The organism is Sphingopyxis macrogoltabida (genome assembly GCF_001314325.1).
Taxonomy (GTDB): Bacteria; Pseudomonadota; Alphaproteobacteria; order Sphingomonadales; family Sphingomonadaceae; genus Sphingopyxis; species Sphingopyxis macrogoltabida.
The window spans coordinates 4067453-4091012 of the sequence record NZ_CP009429.1 but is presented as its reverse complement, the minus strand read 5'-3'; the positions used below and the strand labels follow the sequence as shown (position 1 = coordinate 4091012).

Genomic DNA, 23560 nt, shown 5'->3' with positions numbered 1-23560 from the left:
GGGGCAGTTGCGAGACGTCAAACGACGGTTATGGATGCAGGCGGCGCGTAAGTCTGCGCCGGCTATCAATATGGCAGATCGTCGAAATAGGCATCCAGCCGGCCGCGCGCCCTGTCGCTCAATTTGATGTACGAGCGTCGGCGGTCGTTCGGATCGGCCCAGCGAACCAGCCATCCTTCGTTGGTCAGCAAGGCGATCCACCGCAACGCGGTGGTTTGCGGCACCGATGCCGCGATGCAAAGGCTGGAAATCGAGACCGCCTCGCCCTCGTAGTGCGCGGCATAGAGGTCGAGCAGAATGTCCCAGCAGGCATCCGAAAATAGTTCGGCCGGGAAATATTCCTCGCGTTTGCGCCTGCGACGAATCGTTTCGCGGGCAAAGCGGGCGCGCGCCTTCGGAAAGCTGGTCGGGCGAATGATGTCCGCCTTGCGCTCGGAGGCAGGCAAAAAGCTATCGGGAGTGAGCGCGGCTGCTGCAGATGGCGGTCCCGTTTCCGGAGCCCCCGCGACCATGGTTTCCAGCAACGCGACAAGCTTGTCGAGGCGGCCTTCCAGCCGGTCGAGACGCGATTCTTCGGATTCGCTGCGGGCACCGTCCTGCGCCTGATGACCCATTGGTCACCCCCTTCGCTACGGTCCCCGCCCTATAGCGCGTAGTATGCGGGATTTGTTCCATATTTTGTTCATGCAGGGCCGAATGCAGTCTCAAAAGGTCACGTCGATCCGGATCGTGTCGCTGTAGCTGCCCGCCGGCGGGGTGATCTGGCCCGGGAGGATCGCGGCGCGATAGCTATAGCCTTGCGTCGTCGTGGAATCATAGATGCCGGCGTTGGTGTCGGCGCTGGCGCTGCTGCGGCGCGCGGCGCCGACGGCGCCCCACCGGTCGGCCGACGTGGCGGTTTTGTAGAGTTCATAGCGCAGATAATTGGTGCCGCTGCGCATCCGCCGCACGCCGCTGAGGGCATTGTTGCCGTCGTCGAGACCGACCGTGTAAACCGCGCCCGCGCTGCAGCGGATCAGGATCGTGCGCGTCACGGGATTGAAGGCGCCGGCCAGCGGTGCCGATCCGAAGGCGACGTTCGGTGCGGTGATGATGCAGTCGTTCTGGACGGTCAGCTGGACATTGACGCGCACCGGTACCCCGGTTCCCCAGACGGTCGCCGGCCCAATGAGCGGGCGGACAAAACCGGGGCTGGACGAATAGGCAAGGCATACCGCGACGCCGAGCGAGCAGACCGAATAATACCAGCGTAGATCGATGAAGCCGCTGTAGGTGCCGGCGCGGAGGCCCGCCGCCGCGCTGGTACGGAAATAGATCGGCACGCTGTTGTTCGTTCCAGAGAGCAGGCTGACGAGGCTGAGCGACGACAGGTCGAGGACATTGCCCACCGCCAGCGGCGTACCGCCCGACGTCAGCGATGCAGTATAGGGAATCGTTTGCCCGGTCGGTCCGGTCAGCCGGAATGTCGACGCTTCGACACGCAGGCCGATATAATGGGTGGTGAGCGCCGCGAGCAGGATATCGCACTGAAGGCCGGCCAGACCGCTGCCCTGCTGCGGCGTCGAGGCGATCGTATAGGAGCTGAAGCTGCCGAGATTCGTATTCGTCGTCGCGGTGGTGCAAGCCGATGCCGCCTCCGGCGCCATGATTGCGGCAGCGAACAGGAGGGAGGCTCCGGAAAGGCGGGTCAGGGTCGGCATGTTACATTCCCCAGTTCGATGATGGCGTCGGCTTTCGGATCGGCGGCGAAGGCGGCGTGGCAGGTGGTGCCGTCGGGCAGGCTGACCGCGATGCGATTGTCCGCCGCGACCTGCTCGATGAAGAGCAGGCCGTCCCAGCCGACGTAAGTCGAACGATCGCCGTTGATCGTGACCGCCGCCCCTGCCGGGATCACCGCGCCCGCGGCGTCGCGGAGCGTGGCGCGCGCCGCGGCCATATGCGCGACCGGAAAGCGGATGACATGGCCGCTGCCCGCGGCGATCGCGACGCGTTGGCTGACGACCGGGGTCTGGACATTTGCGGGCAGGTCGAGCGTATCGATGTCGTAGCGCGCGGGATAATAAGCGCTGGCCGCCGGGACGAGCAGCTGGCCCTTGCTGTTGGTCGTACCGATCAGCTGGTTCTCGTATCGCACCGGGATGCCGGGCTCGCCGTTGGTGCTGACCACCGCGAAGGCGTCGGAAACGCGGTTCGCGGCAAAGAGCGAGCCGTCCATGAGGACCAGCGAGCCGCTTGCCCCGAACCAGCCGGTGACATCGTCGCGGCCATAGGCGCCGGCGCGGAGCTGGACCGGCTGCGTCCGCCAGATCACGTCGCCACGCAGATAGGGACTGCCGCCGTCCTCGCTCACTGCGCTGGCGTTCCAGCCGAAACCGCCCTCGGTCGGAACCGGCCGCGAATAGTCGGCCCGCACACCGGTGCGCCCGTCCTGATCCTGCGCGACCCCGGCGTTGAGCGTGCCGCCGCCCAGCGGGATGCTGAGCGTGAGGGCGCCCGACCAGCTGCGGTCGATGAAATCGCGCGATAGCGACGCATAGACGCGGCTTTCGCCCCAAAGCGGGATCGCCCAGGCGAGGTTCGCGAGCCTCGCATCGCGCCCGCGTTCCTGCCGCAGTTCGAAATAGCCGATACCCAGCGTGCCGGCCGATCCCAGCGACACGCTCGCGGTCGCGGCGCTCAGCCGTTCCCGGCCCGGGCGATCGCCACGATTGCCGCGATCGAGGAGGCCGAGGTCGAGATAGCCGCTGCCACGCCGCGTGTGGCGCAGTCCGATCGAAAAGCCGCGCGCCTGATATTCATAGCTAAGGTCGAGCTGGCCGCCATTGGCATTGCTCCCGAAGCTCCGGCTATAGGCGGCGCTGACCGTCCCGAAATTGCCGAGCTTCACGACGGCGCCGCCGCCGGCGAGGCGCATATCGTCGGCGACCTCGGCGCGCACTTCGAGCGTCAGGCCGCGGGTCACGCCGTGGCGCGCCGAGGCGCTGACCGCGAAGCCGCCATAATCGAAATTACGGATGCCGTAGTTGCGGCGGAACGCGCCCGCTGCGACCGAATAATCGGTCAGGCCCGGGCGGAGCAACGCGCTGCTCACATAAAAGGGCAGCGCCGTCGCGACGCTGCGCCCGTGCATGTCGGTAACGATCAGATTAGCCTGACCATAGCCGTTGATCGGCGGCAGCGTGCCGAGCGTGAAGGGCCCGGGATTGACCCGGCTGCCCGCGATCCGCTGGCCGTCGACGACCAGATCGACGGTCGACGGCAGCGCGGCGTTGCCGGCGAATTCGGGCAGCGGATAGGTGATGATGTCGGGGCGGACGGAAAAGTCGCGCGACACCTGGATGCCGCCGAGCCGGACGGCGGGCGCATAGGGCAAGGTCCGCGTGATGATGTCGCCTGCTTCGATGGTCGTCATGCTGCGCTCGTCGGACCAGCGCCAATAGCTGTCGAAGCGGACGTAGCGCTTCCCGGCGCCGGTGCGGATCGCACCGGTGGTCGAAAAAATGCCTGCGGATCCGAATATGCGGGCTTCGTGCCATAGCGACGCCTGGACGGACCCCCGATTGCCGCCGGTGACATAAAGGTCGTAATTGAGCAGCGCCCCCATATCATATTGCGCCGGCCGGAATTCGCGGTCCGCCCCGCCAAGCCGCTGCGCTGGGAGATATTCGGGCGACACGGTCAGGTGCAGTTGCTGCGTCAGCGCATCATAGTCGGCGCGCACGCCTTCGAGTTCGTCGAGGAACAGCATGTCGCCCGGCGCTTCGAACAACAGTCCGGCGCGGCGCAGGTCCCCGGCACGCATCCGGAACCGGCCACCCTGCTTGACGACGGCCGCGACGATGCCGGTCTGCAGGCCATTGACGAAGAGCTCGAGTTCGAGCCGCTGCTCGGCGGCGAGCTTCGCAACGTCGTCCGGTCGCACCGGCGGCGGCAGGTCGGCGTAGCCATCGAGGCGCCTATCGCCATTCGCGGCATAGGCGCCGCCGGGGCTGCAGAGCGCGGCGGCAAATGCCGGCGCCCAGCGGAGGCGTCCCGGCGGAAATATCGCGCGCGCCACCGCCCGTCATTCCGGCAGACGCTCGATGCGCGCGCTCTGCTGCCCGTTGATCGCCGCCGACAGGTCGCCCGGCGCCGTCGTTCCTTGCGGCAAAGGCCAGCGCATCGTGGCGCCGGGGAGCACATAGCCGAACAGTCCTTCGGCGATCGCCGAGCGGCGGCCGCTCGTCACGAACGCGACATCGGTGAGGCGCGCGTGGCCGGCGCCGCTGTTACGGATCTCGAGAAAGCGCCCGCTCGCGTCGGACCCGACACGCCAGCCGAGCGCGGGCGGCGGCGGCGCCTTTGCCTTGCCTTTACGGGCCTCGCCCCCGGCATAGGAAAACAATGGCAGCGAGTAGCGCATCCGGAAACTGACCGCGGCGCCGGGCGCCGTCGGCGCATCGCTGGTCGGGATTTCGTCGACCACGACGCGGTAAGGCTTTTCCGCGACGGTCGGCGGCGGCGTCGTGCGGGTCAGGCGGACCAGTTGCCGTTCGCCGGGCTGGATGCTGACGATCGGCGGCGTCCCCAGCACCTCGTCCTGCGGCGCATAGGCGTCGCGGCCGTCGTGCTGCGCCCAGGCATAGACGCGGATCTGCAGCGTCACCGGCGTCTTCCCCGGATTTTCGAGCCATAGCGCCGCCGCACGATCGTCGCCCTCGATCACCGGATTGATCGGCCAGATCAGGATCGACCCGGGCTGCCGCGCCGCCGCGGGGCGAGGCGCGATGAGCAGCATCACGATCGCAACGATCAACAGGACGACGGGAAGATAAGCGCGTTTCATGGGCAAATCCTTGGAAGCGCGGTCACCAGGTCAGCGTGACCGTCAGCGTGTCGGTGTAGGTGCCGGGCGGCCGCGTTCCGGGCAGCGTCAGCGAGCCGTAGATCGGCAGGCGCACATCCTCGCTGTTCGCGCCGGAGACCGGGACTGCGTAGGGTGTGCCGATCGCGATCGGCTGGGTGCATCCGGCATCGCGGCACAGCGTGTAGACGAGGCGCGCGCCGCTGTTGGCTCCAAGCTGGAGATTGCGGGTGCCGGCGGCCGCATGGCTGCCGCCGTCGATGCTCATCGTCAGATTGGCGCCCGGGGTGCAGCGCAGGCGGATTGCCTGGGTGCCGGTCGTCGTGGCGGTGTGCGTCGCGGTCGAGAAGGTCGAATCGAGCCCGAAATCGAGCGTGCCGACCCGTCCGGCATTGCCGCTGCCGCCGAGGCCGTCGACCAGGCATCCGGCGGTGATCGTCGCCGAAACGTCGAACTGGGCCGTCGTTTCGGCTTGCGCGGAGCTGCCCGCCGCATAGGCGACGAGCCCGGCAAAAGCCGCCAATGCGGTCCACGGGCGTGGGCGGGACATCGCCGCGAACCGGCGGCGGGCCCTAAAGCTCGACCACCACCGTCACCACATCGGCATAAACGCCCGGCGTCAGCCCGGCCTCGCCAAACGCGCGGCCATAGACATTCACCGTCTGCACCGATCCGTCGCCGGCGAGGACGATGTCTCCGCCGACAGGAATGACGGCCGTACGGCCGGCGTCCGAATAGAGATTATAGGTCACGAACTGCCCCGCGGCGGTTTGATGCGCCATGGCATGGAGCCCGGTGCCCGCACCCGACCCGTCATTCTGCCCGGCGTCGAACGACAGGGTCGGCGTGATGCCGTTGCTGCACTGGATCGTGAAGCCGGTCGCGCCGCTGAGCACCTGTGCATCGGTCTGGGTGAACAGCGTGTTCTGGGTCCCGAAATCGAGCGTGCCGAAATCGACGCCGATCGAGCCATCGTCGTAATTCTGACCATTGATGATGCAGCCGGCTTCGAGCGTGATCGTCGCGTCGATCGTTCCCGTAATATCGGCGTGCGCCGGGGGAGCAGCAAAAAACAGGGCAGGAAGGAGGAGGGCGGCGTGTAATAGATGTTTACGCACGAGAATAACTCCTGATCTATCCCCCCTTTTGTTCGCCGCTATTTATGTTCTCGGCAAAACCAACATACGATCATGGAGTTAACAAGTTGCAACAATATGATGAATTAATTTATATTGTTATTAAAATTATACTTCCGGCATATTAGGTTTATACTATAGGGAAATTGTTGAATTGTCACGGCGGGGTGGGTCCGATCTGGAGCATTGCTGCTTCAGGCCGGATGCGACGGGAGGCGAGGGATTTTGCGGAATCATCGGCGCAGGGCGCTGGGCTGGACGACGGGTTCTTCCGTAATGGATGTTTCGCTCCGATAGCCATATTTGCTGGCGGACATCGCACAGCCAGCGCGACTCTCTTCCGGCGCGTCTCGCACGCCCGGCTATTGTCCCGCGCCGCGCTCCGCTAGTGCCATGAGAGCGGCGAGGGCCAGAACTTCGGCGCCGCGCTTGATGGTCGCTTCCGGCACCGGTGCGAAAAACGGCGAGTGATTGACGGGGATCGCGGTCTTGTCGGCCTGCGCTTTGGCAAAAAGGGCCGGATCGAGCCCGCCGATCGCGAAGAAAACCGATGCTATGCCCGCCTTCACCAGTTCGGAATAATCTTCGCTGGCGTTGCCGCCCGCTTCGCTGGCGGGGACGAAGATGGCTTCGCTGCCGAATGCGGCCTTCAGCATCGTCGCGGCTTCTTGCGCGAGGTCGGTGGTATTTACGACCGCGGCGGTCCCGCCCTGATGGGTGATCACAGGGGCCGGCGCGCGCGCCATGTCGGTTACCGAGCGCGCCGTTCTTTCGACCCCCTCGACCAGGAGCTTCCGTGTCGCGTCGTCATAGGAGCGAAGGGTCAGCTTGAGGTCCGCCCGGTCGGGAATGATGTTGCCGACGGTGCCGGCGACGAAGCTGCCGACGGTGATGACGCCAAAGACCTTCGGATCCTTTTCGCGGCTGATGACGGACTGTACGTCGGTCACAAAGCGGCTGCCCATCATGATGGGGTCGATACCCTTGTCGGGCATCGATCCGTGAGCGCCGACGCCGTTGAAGCTGATGTCGATCGCGTCGGACGCCGAACTGACGACGCCGTCCTTCACGATGACAAGGCCCGTGGGCAGCGGCATGACGTGCGCCGCAAAGGCGAAGTCGGGCTTCGGCCAGCGGGTGAAAAGACCATCGTCGAGCATCGCCTTGGCGCCCGTGCCAAGCTCTTCGGCGGGCTGGCCGACGAACATCAGCGTTCCGCTCCAGCGATCCTTCATTTTCACAAGGGTTGTCGCGGTGCCGAGCCACCAGGCCATGTGGAGGTCGTGCCCGCAACTATGGGCGACGAAGGTGCTGCTGCCGTTCGCGGTCTGCTGGACGCGGCTCGCATAGGGAAGCCCCGTCTTTTCTTCCATCGGCAGCGCATCGAGTTCGGTGCGCACCAGGATGATCGGGCCATCGCCATTCTTGTAGATCGCGACAATCCCCGTCTCGCCGATTCCGGTCGTCACGGTAAAGCCGAGCTGGCGCATTTCCCCGGCGAGGAGAGCGGCCGTGCGCGTTTCCTGAAATCCGAGTTCGGGATGGGCATGGATGTCTTTGTAGATCGCATCCAGATGCGGATAAGCCTTTTCGAGAATCGGCGCGATGCGGGCCCTCGCGGCTGCCACGTCGAAGGCCGGCGCGGGAGGCGTCTGGGCGAGGGCTGGCGTTGCAGCGGCCCCGGCGGCGATCGCCAGCAACTTTTTGCGCATCGTGTCTCTCCCGGCCATTCGGTGCGCGGGCACCGAAGGATCGCGTTTCAAGCGACCTTCTTGCCTTGCTTCAACACTTGATGCAATATGAATTGAATTATCAACTAAACAAGTGCAATTGCGGAGCGAGTTCCGATATCGCGACGTCGAAAACATGGCCGGCGGAGCAAGATAGCACGAAGATGTCCGATCGTGACGGGCGGGGCGCGCCTCGGCGACGGCGATCCCGGTCAGGCTATTTCCTCTCCGGCATCGGCACTTCTTCGTGCGGCGGCTTGTAGAGACGGCCGTCCTGCAGCATCAGCCGGCCGTTCACGAAGGCGGTCCTGACCTTGCGCAGCGCCGTGAAATCCTCGTCGGGATTGCCATCGACGACGATGATGTCGGCCAGTTTGCCGGGCTCGATCGTCCCCAGCCGGTCGCCCATGTGCATGATCTCGGCGCTTGTCTTGGTCGCCGCGACCAGCGCTTCCGCTTTCGTGTAGCCGATCAGTTCGAAGCTCTCGAGCTCGTTGATATAGGCGCCGGGCATATAGTCCGGCCAATCGGTGACCAGGTCGAGCCCGATCCCCATCTTGATGCCGGCGCGCCGCATCTTCCTGCCCATCGCCAGGATGCTCTCCTCGTTCAGTTCGAACCGGCGCGAGGTGGAGCCGAAATATCCACCGCCCCAAGTCCGCATGACGAGGCGATAGGGAACGAAGGTCGGGACCGAGGCGATGCCGCGCCTGGCCATCAGCACGATGGCGGCGTCGCTCCGCGGCAACGGATGTTCGATCGAGTCCACGCCGGCCTTGATCGCCATATCGATATATTGGGTTTCGGTATCCGTCGTCACCGGCAGGCCAAGCGAATGCGCCTCGTCGACCGCCGCGGTGATCTCGGCCTGATTATATTCGCTGGCAAGTTTGATCAGGTCGGCGCCCTTGGCGAACTGGATGCGCACCGCCTCGCGCCACTGGTCGGGACCGGACGCGATACGGGTCATCGAATTCGGGTTGCCGTTGGGGACTTCGGGAAAGCCCGGGCCGAAGGCATGGATTGCAGCGTGGCCCCCGGTCTGCGTGATGAGCTGGCCCGCCGCGAAGATACGCGGACCGGGAATTTCGCCGGCCGCTTGCGCGCGCTTGAGCACGAACGGCGCATCGCCATGCGACCCGACGTCGCGCATGCTGGTGACCCCGGCCTGCAGGAAGATGCCCATGCGCCACTGCCCGCGCATCACGGATTCTGCGCCGCTGATACCGGCGGACGAATAGACGTTGGCCGCGTCTGCCGAACGGAAGTTGGTGAGGTGCGTATGCAGGTCGATCAGGCCGGGCATCACCGTCTTGCCTGCGACATCATAGACCACCGCATCGGCCGGCCAGTTCCTGTTGCCGGGGCTCAGCACCGCCGTAATCGACTTGCCCTCAACGACCACCGTCGCCGGGCGTGCCGGCTTGCCGGTGCCGTCGAACAACCGGCCGCCCACCAGTACGAACGACCCCTTGGGCGCGTTATAGTCGGCGGGTACCGGGATACGCAGCACCTCGTCGGACGTCGGCACCGTCGGGGGCAACCACCGGTCGCGATTATAGAGCGGCCGCGCCTCCGGTCCGCTATCCTTGTCCTGCGCCATAACCGGCGTCGCGGTGATAGCGGTCGCAAGCAGCAGCGCGGCGATCCGTGCGATTGTCATCATCTTTCCCCTTGTCCAAGTCCTGCGCCTGCCGGTCACTCGACCGGTTCGATCGGCAATCCGGTCCACTTCGCCGCGAAGGCCCACATGTCGGCGGTCTCCTCGACGATCTTGTCGACCGGCTTGCCGCGGCCGTGCCCGGCGCGCGTCTCGATGCGGACCAGATGCGGCCGGGGGCCGATGTCCGCGGCCTGCAGCGCCGCCGTGTATTTGAACGTATGTCCCGGGATCACGCGATCGTCGGTGTCGGCCGTCACCGCGAGGATCGCCGGATAGGTCACGCCCGACCGGATATTATGATAGGGCGAATAGCGATAGAGGTTGCGAAAGTCGGCCTCCAACTCGGGCGAGCCATATTCGGTGGTCCAGAAGATGCCGTTGGTGAATTTGTGGAAGCGCAGCATGTCCTGCACCCCGACCATCGGCAACGCCGCTTCGAACAGATCGGGCCGCTGGTTGACGACCGCGCCGATCAGCATGCCGCCATTGGACTCGCCCTGGATCGCCAGCCCCTTGGCCGGGGTGATCTTCTGCGCTTTCAGATATTCGCCGGCGGCGATGAAATCGTCGAAAACATTCTGCTTCTTGTGCAGGCGGCCGGCATCGTGCCAAGCCTCGCCATATTCGCCGCCGCCGCGGATATGGGCGACCGCATAGATGCCGCCCTGCTCGACCCAGGCGAGCTTTTCTTCCGAAAATTCGGGCGGGAAGACCAGCGTGTAGCCGCCATAGCCATAGAGGATCGTCGGCGCGGGTCCGGTCACATCCTTGCGGCGCACGACGAACATCGGCACCCGCGTGCCGTCCTTCGAATGATAGAAGCGCTGCTCGACCACGATCTTGTCGAGATCGGCCTTCACCTCCGGGCTGGCCCACGGGGTGACGGTGTTGGCGGCCGCATCGTAGCGGTAGATCGTCTTGGGGATGTTGAAACTGCTGAACTCGAAGAAGGTCTCCGGATCGCTCGCGCTGCCGCTGATCTCGCCCGCGACGCCCATGCCGGGCAGCGGTATGACCCCGGCCGGCTTGCCGTCGAGCGTGAAGCGCCGCACCTCCGACTTCACATCGACCAGATAGGACAGCAACAGCGTGTCGCCGATCAGCCGGCCGGATTTGAGGGTCGCTTCCTGTTCGGGCACGACATCGGTCGCGACCGGATCGGCGGCGGCGATATCCATCGACACCAGCTTGAACCGCTCGGCGCCCTCGCTGGTCGCGATATAGAATTTGGTGCCGACATTGCCGACATAGAACCAGCTACTGTTATAGTCGCCAGCGAGGTGGCGGACTTTCCAGTCCCTGGATTTCAGATCGACGATGCCCAGCTTGGGCTGGATCGAGCCATTGTCGGACACGATGGTCAGATAGCGCCCGTCGTCGGTGATCCCCGAATAATGCGCGGTCTTGGGCTCGTCGGGCGTCGCATGGACCAGCCGGTCCTGCGACTGCGGCGTCCCGACCTTGTGGAAATAGATGCTGTGGTTGTGCGCCAGGCTCTGGAACGCGGTGGTGGCCGGAAAGCGCGAATAGAAAAAGCCCGACCCGTCCTTCAGCCACTCGATCGTGGTGAAGCGCGCCCAATGGACCTCGTCGGCCAGCGTCTTGCCGCTGTCGACGTCGAGGACGCGGAAAGTCCGCTTGTCGCCGCCGCCTTCCTGCACGGCATAGGCCATGCGCCTGCCGTCGCTCGATACCGACAGCTCGGCGAGCGCGTCGGCGCCGTCCTTCGACCAGCTATTGGGGTCGATCAGCACCCGTTCGGGCCCGTTCAGGCTGTCGCGGACATAGAGCACTGCCTGGTTCTGCAGCCCCGAATTGCGGCGATAGAAATAACGGCCGCCGCGCTTGATCGGCACGGTGAAGCGCTCGTGGTCGAATAACTGCTTCAGCCGGGCCCTGAACAGGTCGCGCCCGGGCAGCGAGTCGAGATATGCGCCGGTTACCTTGTTCTGGGCCTCGACCCACGCCGCGACCTGCCTGTCCTCGCGGACGTCATTCTCCAGCCAGCGATAGGGATCGGCGACCTTCTGTCCGAAATGATCCTCGACGACATTATCGCGGCGGGTTTGGGGATAAGCGATAGGCGCCGCCGCCACTGCCGCTGCCGTTTCCGGCGCAGCCCGGACAGCGGGCGGTGTCATCAGCATCAATCCCGACACCGACATCGCGAATAGGAAATGTCCCCGCATGCTCGCCTCCCATTTTTAATTATCGTATAATATATTCCATACTGCCCGTGACGTGAAAATGCCGGATTCGGACACATGTTGTTCCGAACGGGAATGAGGTTGAAGGCGAGATTGGCTTCGGTGGCCAAGGGAGAATTGCGCGATTGATACACTGCTGTATCTTGCTAGACTTGGCGCAGCCGTGACATGTGAACCATTGCCAATGACCAGCAAGCTTTCCGTCATCATCTCGCCCGCGTTCACGAGCTTCGTCGGGCGCGGCGCCTGCGATCCCGCCCGCCTGCCGCCCGATGCCGTGATCCTCGGCTTCGGCGATATCGGCGAGCCGGCGGTCATGATGCTGACCGCGGATGATCTGGACGGCGAGGCGCAGGACCATCTGATCGTCTTCGCGATCAGCCGGAGCGAATGTCTGCGCCTGTTCGACCTGTTGCCGCGCGCCGATGGCCGCTGGTATCTGCCCGCCAATCTGCGCGGGCTGGGGCGCGCCGTCGTTGCGGTCGAGGGCGAAGGGCTGGTGTCGGAGATGCTGCGCGTCGCGCGCAGCATGGAGCTGCTCTGCCAGCTTTTCATTGCGCTCCAGGCGAACAGCATGGTCGAGGTCGGCGGTGTCACGACGCTGAGCGAGCAGGACATCACGCGGATTGCGGCGGCGCACCAGATGGTGAACGAGCGCTGGCAGGAGAAGCTGACGGTCGGCAATGTCGCGCGGCGGTGCGGGCTCAGCAAGGCGAAGCTGACCTATGGCTTTCGCGAGCTTTATCAGTGCACGGTTCCCGAAGCGGTCAGCGAACGCCGGCTGGAGCATGCGAAGCGGCTGCTCGCGCAGAGCGACCTGCCGATTTCGAGCATCGGCTATCGCTGCGGCTATATGAGCAACGCCAGCTTCACCCGCGCTTTCGCGCGTCGTTTCGGGATGGCGCCCACCGAAATGCGGCGGCTCGAAACGACGGCGTGACGCTGCCCCGCCGCGCGGGCTATTTCTTGAGGATATCGAGCGCCGCGACCGTCATCGCCTGCGTTCCCAGCGTCACTGCGGGGCGGGGTTCGATCCGGAAGAATGGCGAATGGTGTGGACGGAGCGGGGCGCCGCCCTTCGCCGCGGCGTCATATTCGGCGCGCGGGGTGCCGCCGACCCAGAAGAAGGCGCCGGGCACCTTGAGGTCGGGCTGGATGAAATAGGAGAAATCCTCCGACCCCATGCTCTCGCGCGGCTTCGAATAGAGGACATCCTCGCCGAGCCCGGCGACGAAGGCGCTGCGCACGCGCTGGGTCAGCGCCGGGTCGTTCGAGGTCACCGGGGTCGATTCGAACCCGACCTTCACCTCGGGCAGCTTGTCCTCGGGCATGCCGTTCATCCGGCCGACATTGACCGCGATCCGCTTGATCCCGTCGATCAGCTTGGCGCGCGTCGCCTCGTCATCGGCGCGGACGCTGAGTTGCAGCAGCGCCTTGTCGGGAATGATATTATGCTTGTTGCCCGCCTGGAACGAGCCGACGGTGACGACGCCGGGTTTGAGGGGCGATATCTGGCGACTGACCAGCGTCTGGAGCGCCATGACGATTTCGGACCCCATCACGATCGGGTCCTTGCCCATCTGCGGCGAAGCGCCGTGCGCGCCGACACCCGGGATGATCACGTCGACGCTGTCGGCCGAGGACAGTACGGTTCCGGGCTCGATCCCGAGCGTCCCCGACGGAAAGTCGGACGTGACATGGAAACCGATCGCATAGTCCGGCTTGCCGAAGCGCGTGTAGAGCCCGTCCTCCAGCATCATCCGGGCGCCCGCGATCCGTTCCTCGGCGGGCTGGACGACGAACAGGATCGTACCCTGCCACCGGTCCTTGAGGCGCGCGAGCTGGCGGGCGGCGCCGATCAGCGCGGTGATATGGACGTCGTGGCCGCACGCCTGCATCACCGGCTTGGTCACCCCGTCGCGGTCGACCTGCGTCGCGGTCGAGGCATAGGGCAGCCCGCTGTCTTCCTTCAGCGGCAGTCCGTCCATGTCGGCACGCATCAGCAGCACCGGTCCGTCACCGTTGCGCATCACCCCGACGACGCCGGTACCGCCGACCTTTTCGGTCACCTCGATCCCGCCGATCGCGCGGAGTTCCTTCGCCATGATCGCGGCGGTGCGGACCTCGAGAAACGACAGTTCGGGATTCTGGTGGAAATCGAGGAACAGCTTTTCGAGATGCGCGGCATAATCGGCTTCGACGGCGGGCACGACGTCGGACGCGGCAAGCGCGGGCGTGGCGGTGAGGCATGCCGCGACCAGCGCGGCGAATCCCGTCCGGTGGAAGGTCCGTACGCCCTTGTGAATCCCGCCCCTGCCTTGCGTCCGATGCGCCACGATTGCTTCCCCCATTGCTGCTCATCCCTTCGTCGCACCGGGGCTGCGCCCGGGCCGTGCTTCTGGTGCCCGCTTATCGGAGGGCTGGCAAGCGCTGCCGGCTTGCCCGGCGGCCGCAAATCGCCTTAGTGGTGCGGCAGCAAAGGAGAGACGGCATGGCGCAGGGCACCGCACGGATCGGCAACGACCGCTATCGCACCGAGATCGAGGTCGGCGGCCACGCGATCGTCGCCGATGAGCCCGCCGCGCTCGGCGGGCAGGGGGTGGGACCGGCGCCTTACGACTTGCTACTCGCCAGCCTCGGCGCCTGCACCGCGATCACGCTGCGCATGTATGCCGACCGCAAGGGCTGGCCGATGGCGTCGGTCGAAGTCGCGCTGCGTCTTCACGGCAAGGACGAACGAAGGATCGACCGGGTGCTGACGATTGCGGGGCTCGACGACGAACAAATGGCCCGGATGGCCGATATCGCAGAGCGGACGCCGGTGACGCTGACGCTGAAGAATGGCTTGCCGATCGATACGCGGCTGGCCTGAATGCGGCGCCACTAGACAAATCGTTCTAGGCCACATATATACCGCCCGTTATGGAAGTCGATTCCCTCCCAGCCACTAAAGGCCGTCCCCGCGAATTCTGCGTCGATGCCGCGCTCGCGGCGGCGCTGCGCGTCTTCTGGAGCAAAGGTTATGAGGGCGCCTCGATGGCCGACCTCACCGACGCGATGGGGATCACCAAGCCCAGTCTTTACGCCGCCTTCGGCAACAAGGAAGCGCTCTTTAACAAGGCGCTCGATCTCTATGAGCGCGAAAAGGCCGATTATATGCATGCGGCGCTCGATGCGCCGACTGCGCGCGGGGTCGCCGAACGGCTGATGTATGGCGCGCTCGACATGCACACTTGCCCCGACAATCCGAACGGTTGCCTCGGGGTGATCAGCTCGGTCGCCTGCGGCGCCGAGGCCGAATGCATCCGCGAGGCGGTCGTCTCGCGCGGCGCGGCGGCGAAGCGCGCGATGCTTGCACGCTTCGCGCGCGCCCAGGAAGAGGGCGATTTTCCCGAAGGCACCGATCCCGAAGGCCTCGCGTCCTTCCTCACCGCGGTGAACCAGGGAATGGCGGTGCAGGCGGGTGCGGGCGCGACGCGCGCCGAACTCGAACGGCTTGTCGAGACCAGTCTGAAGCTGTGGCCGGGACGCTGATAGAAATATTTTTACTGCGCGGTACAGAAGGGTCTTGACGCGGCGCAGCATAGATTATATACCGCATAGTACATAAAGAAGGATGAACCGGCACCGGTGGAGCGCTTGGCGCTTTTCCGAGAAGGCGCGGTCGCGTTCGAAAGGAAACAGTCTCTCCCCCGACCGGCTGCCGCACCCCGTCCGTGCGGCCGCCGGGAAGATTCGCCGCTGCCCGGTCCACCGGGGGCGGCCACAGATCCGACGAATATAGCCAATAACCGGCAGCCGCGGCGAAGCGGCTGTCCAGGGAGGGCGGCGCTTTGCCGCTTCTCGACAAGGGATTGCCCGATCCGGCCCGGAAGATGCGCTTCCGGGATCGGGGGCGTGTGCCTGATCGACCGAACAAAAAGAAGAGGCCCAGCCATGACCGTCCACACTCCGATCGAAAAATTCGATCCCGCCGATGCCAAGGTCCGCCGCGACCTCAATGAGCTGCTCCACCCCGGCCGCCGCCGGCGCGCAGCGTGGGTCGGCGCCTTGCTTGTATTGATCGCTGGCGCCTGGTGGTTGCTCGGCGACCGCACCCCGCAGGCCGCCGCCGCACCGCCGCCGGTGCTGACCGTCGCGGCGCCGCTGGCGCGCGAGATCACCGAATGGGACGATTATATCGGCCGCTTCGAGGCGAGCAAATCGGTCGAGGTGCGTCCGCGTGTCTCGGGCGCGATCACCGCGATCCATTTCAGGGACGGTCAGGTCGTCCGTCAGGGCCAGCCGCTTTTCACCATCGACCCGCGTCCCTATCGCGCCGCACTCGCCGAAGCGCGCGCCTCGGCGGCCAGCGCGCGCAGCGATCTGGCGCTCGCTGAGCTCGAACTCGAACGCGCCGGCCGGCTCGTCGATGTCGAGGCGGTATCGCAGAGCGAGATCGATCGCCTCCGCGCCCGCGTCCGCGCGGCGAACGCGGCGCTCGCCGGGGCCGACGCCCGCATCGCGGCGCGCGCCCTCGACGTCGAATTCACTACCGTTCGCGCGCCCTTGAGCGGGCGCATCTCCGATCGCATGATCGACGCCGGCAACCTCGTCTCGGCCGGCGACGCCGGCGGCACGCTGCTGACGACGATCAATGCGCTCGATCCCATTTATTTCAGCTTCCAGGGTTCGGAAGCGCTGTTCCTCAAAGCCAAGCGCGCCGGCGCCGATAATGGGTCGACGGTCGAAGTGCGGTTGCAGGACGAGGGCGATTATCGCTGGAAGGGCCAGCTCGATTTCACCGACAACGGGCTCGACCCGCGTTCGGGGACGATCCGCGCCCGCGCCCGCTTCGCCAACCCCGAAATGTTCCTGACCCCCGGCATGTTCGGCAACATGCGCCTGTCGACCGGCCAGACCGTTCAGGCGCTGCTCGTCCCCGCGGCGGCGGTGCAGACTGATCAGGCGCGCAAGATCGTCTATGTCGTCGGCAAGGACGGCATGGTTGCCGCGAAGCCGGTCGAGCTGGGCCCCGAGGTCGACGGTCTGCGCGTCATCCGTTCGGGGCTCGCCGCGACCGACCGCGTCGTGATCACCGGATACCAGTTCGCACGGCCCGGTGAAAAGGCCGCGACCAAGCCCGGCCGGATCGCGGCGGCGGCGGAGAAGAAAGCCGCATCGGCCAGCGAACCGCTGTCGGCGCAGGCGACCTTCGCGAAGTGAGTTGAGTTAGCCCCTCGCCATCGGGCGAGGGGCCGGGGTGGGGGCTGCGGCCACCCGCAAAGGCCGGCGGTCCTCACCCCTTACGCTCCGGATCGGTCCGGAGGTTCGACACCATCCCAGAACAGGGGCTCTCCCATGCGCCTATCACGCTTCTTCATCGACCGGCCGATCTTCGCGGCGGTACTTGCGGTGATCATCACCATCGTCGGGGCGGTGGCCTATATCGGCCTGCCCGTCTCGCAATATCCCGACATCGTCCCGCCGACGGTCACCGTTACCGCGACCTATCCCGGGGCTTCGGCTGAAACCGTCGCCGACACGGTGGCGGCGCCGATCGAACAGGAAATCAACGGCGTCGACAATATGCTCTATATGAGCAGCCAGTCGACCGGCGACGGCGCGGTGACGATCACCGTGACCTTCAAGATCGGTACCGACCTCGATGCCGCGCAGGTGCTGGTGCAGAACCGCGTCGCGATCGCGACCCCGCGGCTGCCCGAAACGGTGCAGCGGCTCGGCGTCGTGACGCGCAAGACGTCGCCCGACTTCCTGCTGATCGTGAACCTCGTGTCGCCCGACAAGTCGCTCGATCGCGCCTATATCTCCAACTATGCGCTGACCCAGCTGCGCGACCGGCTGTCGCGCATCGACGGGGTCGGCGACGTCCGGCTGTTCGGCAGCCGCGATTATGCGATGCGCGTGTGGATCGATCCCGGTCGCGCCGCCGCGCTCGATCTGACGGCGGGCGAGATCGTCGCGGCGCTGCGCCGCGAAAATGTGCAGGTCGCGGCGGGGTCGCTCGGCCAGCCGCCGCAGGCGAATGGCAGCAGCTTTCAGTTGAACGTCGAAACGCAGGGCCGCCTCGCCGACCCCGCCGATTTTGCCAACATCGTCATCCGCAGCGACGCCGACGGGCGGCAGGTGCGGGTGTCGGACGTCGCGCGCGTCGAGCTTGGCGCTTCGGACTATAATTCGAACACCTATTTGTCGGGCGATCCGACCGTCATTCTCGCAACCTTCCAGCGCCCGGGATCGAACGCGCTCGCCGCCGCGCAGGCGGTCGAGGCCGAAATGGCGGCCGCCTCGAAGAGCTTTCCCAAGGGGCTCGAATATCGCGTCATCTATAACCCCACCGAATTCATCGCCCAGTCGATCGACGCGGTGATGGATACCTTGTTCGAAGCCGTCGTGCTCGTCGTCATCGTCATTCTGGTTTTCTTGCAGAAATGGCGCGCCGCGATCATCCCCGTGCTCGCGATTCCCGTGTCGCTGATCGGTACCTTCGCGGTGCTTGCCGGCTTCGGCTACAGCCTCAACAACCTGTCGCTGTTCGGCATGGTGCTGGCGATCGGGATCGTCGTCGACGACGCGATCGTCGTCGTCGAGAATGTCGAGCGCAATCTCGAACGCGGCATGAGCGCGCTCGAAGCGGCGCGGACGTCGATGGACGAAGTGTCGGCGGCGCTCGTCGCCATCGTGCTCGTGCTCTGCGCGGTGTTCGTGCCGACCTTGTTCCTTACCGGGCTGTCGGGTGCTTTCTACCAGCAGTTCGCGGTCACCATCTCGACCGCGACGATCATCTCGCTGATCCTTTCGCTCACCCTGTCGCCGGCGCTCGCGGCAATCCTGCTCAGGCCTCACGCGGCGCCGGTGAACGAGGGGCGCGGCATGCAGCTCGTCCGCCGCGCCGGCGACGCGTTCAATCGCGGCTTCCAACGGATGGGCGACGCCTATGCGGCGCTCACCGCGCGGCTCGTGCGCGCGCCGAAGAAGGTGATGGCGACCTATGCGGGGTTGATCGCGGCGACCGTCGCGCTGTTCTGGGCAACCCCGACGGGCTTCATCCCGGCGCAGGACCAGGGCTATTTCCTCGTCGTCGCCAAGCTGCCCTCGGGTGCTTCGGTCGAACGCAGCGTCGCGGTGCTGCAAAAGGTCGCGCAGCGGGTGCTGCCGGTCGACGGCGTGCTCGGGTCGGTGATGCTCGCGGGCTTCGACGGCCCGTCGCAGACGCTGGCGCCCAATTCGGCCGCCGCCTATTTCCCGCTCAAGAGCTTCGAGGAGCGCAAGAAACTCGGCGTCACGCTGGCGGACATCATGGGCGAGGCACAAAAGCGCACCGCCGATATCACCGAGGCGCAGATCGTGATCATCCCGCCGCCGCTGATCCAGGGGATCGGCACTGCGGGCGGGTACCGGATGATCGTGCAGGACCGCGGCGGCCACGGCTATGCCGAGCTGGCGAAGGAAGTGAACGGCCTGATCGGCAAGGCGAACCAGACGCCGGGGCTGGCGAATGTCTTCACCTTCTTCGATCCCAGCAACCCGCGCATCTATGCCGATATCGACCGCGCCAAGGCGAATGCGCTCGGCGTCCCGTCCGACCGGGTGTTCGAGGCGCTGCAGGTCTATCTCGGATCGGCCTTCGTCAACGACTTCAACCTGCTCGGCCGCACCTATCGCGTCACCGCGCAGGCCGATGCGCCCTATCGCCAGACGGTCGCCGACATCGCCAACCTGCGCACCCGGTCGAATTCGGGCGCGATGGTGCCGATTGGGTCGGTCGCCAATTTCGAGGACCGCACCGGGCCGTACCGCGTCACGCGTTACAATTTGTTCCCCGCGGTCGAGGTCGACGGCGACACCGCCCCCGGTTCGTCGTCGGGCGCGTCGCTGACGACGATGGAGAAGCTCGGCGCCGAAACGCTGCCCGCGGGCTACGGCACCGAATGGACGGGCATCGCCTTTCAGCAGAAGGCGGCGGCGAACACCGCGGGGATCGTCTTCGCGCTCGCGGTGCTGTTCGTCTTCCTCGTGCTCGCGGCACAATATGAGAGCCTGACGCTGCCGCTCGCGATCATCCTGATCGTGCCGATGTGCCTGCTCGCGGCGATGATCGGGGTCAATCTGCGCGGCATGGACAATAATGTCCTGACCCAGATCGGGCTGGTCGTGCTGATCGCGCTCGCGGCGAAGAATGCGATCCTGATCGTCGAATTCGCCAAGCAGGCCGAGGAACAGGACGGACTGTCGCCGGTCGAGGCCGCGGTGCGTGCCGCGCGCGACCGCCTGCGTCCGATCCTGATGACCAGCTTCGCCTTCATCCTCGGCGCGGTGCCGCTGCTGATCGCGAGCGGGGCGGGGGCGGAGCTGCGCCAGGCGCTCGGCACCGCCGTCTTCTTCGGCATGCTCGGCGTGACGGCGTTCGGCCTCATTTTCACCCCGACCTTCTATGTCGTCTGCCGCGCGCTCGGCGAATGGATCGCTGCGCGGCGACGCGGATCGGACGACCATGGCGCGGCGCTGCCCGTGCCGGCGGAATAAGGAGAATGACCATGCTGCTCCGCAATCTTATAACCGCCGCCTCGGCACTCGCGCTTGCCGCCTGCGCCGTTGGCCCCGACTATAAGGCGCCGCAGTCCGCGTCGGCGCCCGCCGCGACCGGGCCGTTCCTCTCGGCAAGCAGTCGCGCCGTGAGCCTCGACCCGGTCGCGGCCGACTGGTGGCGATTATACAACGACCCCGTGCTCGACGGGCTCGTCGCCGATGCGCTGGCGGCGAACACCGACGTCCGCGTCGCGGTCGCCAATATCGCCAAGGCCCGCGCTTCCTTGCGCGGCGCGCGCGCCGACCGGTTGCCGCAGGGCGAGATCGGCGCGGGCGCCAATTATGGCCGCAGCCCCGAAGGGCAGCGCCTCCCCGGCGCCGACCGCGAAGACTGGAACGTCGATGTCGGGCTGAACGTCGCCTATGAACTCGATCTGTTCGGCCGCGTCGACCGCTCGGTCGAGGCGGCGCGCGACGATAGTGAAGCCGCCGAGGCCGATGCCGACGCGGTGCGCGTGATGGTCGTCTCCGACACCACGCTCGCCTATGCCGACGCCGCCTCGGGCGCGGCGCGGCTGGACGTCGCGCGGCATATCGTCGAGCTGCTCGACCAGCAGGTGAAGCTGACCGAGCGGCGCAAGGAGGCGGGGCTTGCGACCGGGCTCGACCTCGCGCGCATCACGACGCTGCGCGACCAGCGCGCGGCGGACATTCCCGACATCGAGGCCGACCGGCAGGCGGCATTATTTCGTCTCGCAACGCTGACCGGCCGCCCCCCCGCGGCGTTGCCGACGATGGCCGCCGACCGCAACATCAGCCTCGAGATCACCGACCCCATCCCGGTCGGTGACGGGGCGGCGCTGCTGAAGCGCCGCCCCGACGTCCGCGCCGCCGAACGGCGGCTTGCCGCCGACACCGCGCGCATCGGCGTCGCGACCGCCGACCTCTATCCGCGCATCACGCTCGGTGGCTCGGTGGGATCGACGGGAGCGGGTTTCGGCGACGTCTTTGGCGGCGGCCCGCTTCGCTGGCTGCTCGGGCCTTTGCTCAACTGGGCCTTCCCCAATCAGGAACCGGCGCGGGCCCGCATCGCGGCGGCCGAGGCCGAGACGCAGGCATCGCTGGCGCGCTTCGACGGCACGGTGCTGCGTGCGATCGAGGAGACCGAAACCGCGCTATCCTCCTACGCCCGCTCGCTCGACCGGCGGCAGGCGCTGCGCGCGGCGCGCGACCAGTCCGAACGCGCGGCGCGGATCGTCCGCGCGAAACGCGCCGAGGGCGCGTCGGATTCGCTCGAATGGCTCGACGCCGAACGCACCTTCGCGGAGGCCGAAGCGGTGCTCGCCGCGCAGGACGCGCAAATCTCGCGCCGCCAGATCGCCCTGTTCCGTGCGCTGGCTGGCGGCTGGTCGAGCTGAGTTTTTCAGATCACCGGCAGCGCCTGCGCGGCGGGCGAGCGCAAATGGCCGTCGAGCGTGCGGAGACCGCGCGCTAGGCTGTTGCGGTCGATCGCGCCGCCGAGCGAAATACGCAGCGCCTTCGGTGCATCGGCCGCGACCGCAAAGCGGTCCGAGGTCACCGCCGACAGCCCCTCGAGCGCGAGCGCTGCGGCGAGGACTTCGGGCGCGAGGCCCGGCGCGAGCGGCAGCCACAGATGATAACCCTCGGGGTGCGCCGTGTGCCGTGCGTCGCCGAGCATCGTGTCCGCCAGCCGCTGGCGCCACGCCGACTCCTTGCGCACCGCCCCGACCAATGCGTCGAAGCTGCCGTCGGCAAGCCATAAGGAGACCATCGCGGCATTGACCGGCGGCGCCATCACCGCGCTTTCATGCTGGCATGCGGCGAGCGCCATGGCGTCGACCACCGTCGGAGCGCGGACGAAGGCGACGCGCAGCGCAGGCGAGACGATCTTCGCCGTGCTCGCGATGTACCAGCCGATATCGGGCGCAAAGCTGGTAATCGCGGGCACCGGCTTTTCGGGGAGCAGGCCATAGGCGTCGTCCTCGATGACCCGCACGCCGGCATTCTCCGCCCAGGTCGCGATCGCTGCCCGGTCGTTGGCGGCGATCGTCTGCGCGGTCGGGTTGTCGTTCGTCGGGACCACATAAAGCGCGCGGAGCGGCGCGGCGTCGTGCGCGGCGGCGAGGGCGGCGGGCGTGATCTCGGCAAGCGGGACGAGCGTGAAGCCGATCCGCCGGGCAAGAGCATGGAAGCCTGGATAGATATAGAGGCCGCACGCAACGCGGTCGCCGGGACGAAGCAGCATCGAAGCGATGGCGTGGAGTGCGTTCTGGCCGCCGGCGGTCACCACCAGCTGTTCGGCGTCCGATGCCAGGCCGACCCGGGCGAGCAGGGCGCTGCCGGTCTCGCGATCCGCCGCCGCGCCGCCCGGGCGCTGATAGTGGAGCCGCGCCGATTCTCCCCGCCGCGCCAAGGCTCCCAAAGCGGCCGCCATCGCTTCGCTCAGCCGTGCTTCGGGCGGGGTTGGCGGGCTGTTCATCATGATATCGGTCTGCGCGGCCGATGCCGCCGCGTGATCGCGCGCCTGCGGGCTGACGAAACTTCCCGCGCGCCCGCGCGCGACGATCAGCCCGCGCTGGCGGGCAAGATCATAGGCTTTGGTAACGGTGGTCAGGTCGATGCCGAGTCGCGCAGCCAGGTCGCGCTGCGGCGGCAGGCGGTCGCCATGGTGGAGGCGGCCGCGCGCGATGTCGGCGGCGATCGCTGCCGCGACGGCGCGATATTTCGGACCCGCCTCTGCCGAAAGGTCGGGCAGCCAGCCGCTATTTGTCACGCCGCTTGTCCGCCTCCTCGCGGGCATGGAGCTTGGCCCACAGATGTTCGGTCCCCGATTCCTGCGCCTTGTTCACATATTGCGAAGCGACGAGCCAACCCTTGATCGGACGGAGCGGCAGTACGCAGCCGATGACCATCAACGGGATCGAAAAAAACAGATGGACCCAGATGGGTGGATCATAGGCGATCTCGAGCCACAGGACGAGGAAGGTCAGCGGAAAGGCGACGAAGCATTGCGAGAAGAAGGCCGGGCCGTCGTCGGGCGCGGCGAAGCGGAAATCGAGTCCGCAAACCTCGCAGCGGTCGGCCAGCTTCAGCCACGACCGGAACATCTTGCCCTCGCCGCATTCGGGACAGCGCCCGTGCCAGCCTGCCCACAGGATCCAGCGCAACTTGTCATTGCCGAGTTCGCTCAACATTCGTCATCTCGCTTGTACATGCAATGTGCCGTACATAGGCATGCAATCGATATTGTCCATATCGATAAAAATACGTTATTAACAAGGATATAATCTCAAACAGGCTATTTTGTATGGATAAAGCAGGCCATGTATCCATGCATATAAAATGCATGATCAGCTATGTCTTGCCGGTAATCTTGCCTGGCCTGGAGGGTCGCAGCGCAGCTTGATCGCGCATCGCGTCGGCGCGAGGCG

18 protein-coding genes are annotated in these 23560 nt (G+C 66.2%); 6 read left to right on the top strand and 12 right to left on the bottom strand.

Annotation, left to right across the window (positions count from 1 at the left end; genetic code table 11):
* Positions 1-65 precede the first annotated feature (65 nt).
* From LH19_RS19780 to LH19_RS19740, 9 genes are all read right to left on the bottom strand, one after another.
* Positions 66-614: a winged helix DNA-binding protein gene (locus tag LH19_RS19780; protein WP_145923531.1), complete on the bottom strand. Its 549-nt coding sequence runs from the start codon at positions 612-614 to the stop codon at positions 66-68.
* 90 nt (positions 615-704) lie between these two features.
* Positions 705-1700, bottom strand: coding sequence for a Csu type fimbrial protein (locus tag LH19_RS19775; protein ID WP_054731511.1), 996 nt, complete (start codon positions 1698-1700; stop codon positions 705-707).
* A complete protein-coding gene (locus LH19_RS19770) occupies positions 1688-4057 on the bottom strand; it encodes a fimbria/pilus outer membrane usher protein (protein WP_054731510.1) in 2370 nt (789 codons plus the stop codon). The genes LH19_RS19775 and LH19_RS19770 overlap by 13 nt, the downstream gene beginning before the upstream one ends.
* A gap of 6 nt (positions 4058-4063) precedes the next feature.
* Positions 4064-4825, bottom strand: coding sequence for a fimbrial biogenesis chaperone (locus LH19_RS19765; RefSeq protein ID WP_054731509.1), 762 nt, complete (start codon positions 4823-4825; stop codon positions 4064-4066).
* Between the two features lie 22 nt (positions 4826-4847).
* Positions 4848-5393, bottom strand: coding sequence for a Csu type fimbrial protein (locus tag LH19_RS19760; RefSeq protein ID WP_082395932.1), 546 nt, complete (start codon positions 5391-5393; stop codon positions 4848-4850).
* A 22-nt stretch (positions 5394-5415) separates the two neighbouring features.
* The gene (locus LH19_RS19755; protein ID WP_054731507.1) at positions 5416-5961 is read right to left on the bottom strand and encodes a Csu type fimbrial protein; all 546 of its coding nucleotides are present in this window, start codon (positions 5959-5961) and stop codon (positions 5416-5418) included.
* A gap of 380 nt (positions 5962-6341) precedes the next feature.
* Complete coding sequence (locus LH19_RS19750) at positions 6342-7847, bottom strand: amidohydrolase (protein WP_234715975.1); 1506 nt, start codon at positions 7845-7847, stop codon at positions 6342-6344.
* Between the two features lie 79 nt (positions 7848-7926).
* Complete coding sequence (locus LH19_RS19745; protein ID WP_054731505.1) at positions 7927-9375, bottom strand: amidohydrolase family protein; 1449 nt, start codon at positions 9373-9375, stop codon at positions 7927-7929.
* A gap of 32 nt (positions 9376-9407) precedes the next feature.
* Positions 9408-11561 (bottom strand): prolyl oligopeptidase family serine peptidase, encoded by a 2154-nt coding sequence (locus tag LH19_RS19740; RefSeq protein ID WP_201258382.1) that lies wholly within the window; start codon positions 11559-11561, stop codon positions 9408-9410.
* Between the two features lie 202 nt (positions 11562-11763).
* Between LH19_RS19740 and LH19_RS19735 the strand changes: the two genes are divergently transcribed.
* The gene (locus LH19_RS19735; protein ID WP_054731504.1) at positions 11764-12519 is read left to right on the top strand and encodes a helix-turn-helix domain-containing protein; all 756 of its coding nucleotides are present in this window, start codon (positions 11764-11766) and stop codon (positions 12517-12519) included.
* 19 nt (positions 12520-12538) lie between these two features.
* Here LH19_RS19735 and LH19_RS19730 read toward each other — a convergent pair whose 3' ends face one another.
* Complete coding sequence (locus LH19_RS19730; RefSeq protein WP_082395929.1) at positions 12539-13930, bottom strand: amidohydrolase; 1392 nt, start codon at positions 13928-13930, stop codon at positions 12539-12541.
* 140 nt (positions 13931-14070) lie between these two features.
* Here LH19_RS19730 and LH19_RS19725 point away from each other — a divergent pair, with 140 nt between their 5' ends.
* The 5 genes from LH19_RS19725 to LH19_RS19705 all read left to right on the top strand — a co-directional run bounded on the left by LH19_RS19725 (position 14071) and on the right by LH19_RS19705 (position 21526).
* The gene (locus LH19_RS19725) at positions 14071-14451 is read left to right on the top strand and encodes an OsmC family protein (RefSeq protein ID WP_054731503.1); all 381 of its coding nucleotides are present in this window, start codon (positions 14071-14073) and stop codon (positions 14449-14451) included.
* 50 nt (positions 14452-14501) lie between these two features.
* A complete protein-coding gene (locus tag LH19_RS19720) occupies positions 14502-15113 on the top strand; it encodes a TetR/AcrR family transcriptional regulator (RefSeq protein WP_054731502.1) in 612 nt (203 codons plus the stop codon).
* A 402-nt stretch (positions 15114-15515) separates the two neighbouring features.
* Positions 15516-16784: an efflux RND transporter periplasmic adaptor subunit gene (locus LH19_RS19715; protein ID WP_054731501.1), complete on the top strand. Its 1269-nt coding sequence runs from the start codon at positions 15516-15518 to the stop codon at positions 16782-16784.
* A gap of 135 nt (positions 16785-16919) precedes the next feature.
* Positions 16920-20105 carry an efflux RND transporter permease subunit gene (locus LH19_RS19710; RefSeq protein ID WP_054731500.1) on the top strand — a complete coding sequence of 1062 codons (3186 nt, stop codon included), beginning with the start codon at positions 16920-16922 and terminating at the stop codon, positions 20103-20105.
* A gap of 11 nt (positions 20106-20116) precedes the next feature.
* The gene (locus LH19_RS19705) at positions 20117-21526 is read left to right on the top strand and encodes an efflux transporter outer membrane subunit (RefSeq protein WP_145923530.1); all 1410 of its coding nucleotides are present in this window, start codon (positions 20117-20119) and stop codon (positions 21524-21526) included.
* A 5-nt stretch (positions 21527-21531) separates the two neighbouring features.
* Here LH19_RS19705 and LH19_RS19700 read toward each other — a convergent pair whose 3' ends face one another.
* Positions 21532-22902, bottom strand: a complete 1371-nt coding sequence (locus tag LH19_RS19700) for an aminotransferase-like domain-containing protein (protein WP_269465196.1) — start codon at positions 22900-22902, stop codon at positions 21532-21534.
* Positions 22892-23323: a DUF983 domain-containing protein gene (locus LH19_RS19695; protein ID WP_054733955.1), complete on the bottom strand. Its 432-nt coding sequence runs from the start codon at positions 23321-23323 to the stop codon at positions 22892-22894. Before LH19_RS19695 ends, LH19_RS19700 begins: the two co-directional genes overlap by 11 nt.
* Positions 23324-23560: the final 237 nt, after the last annotated feature.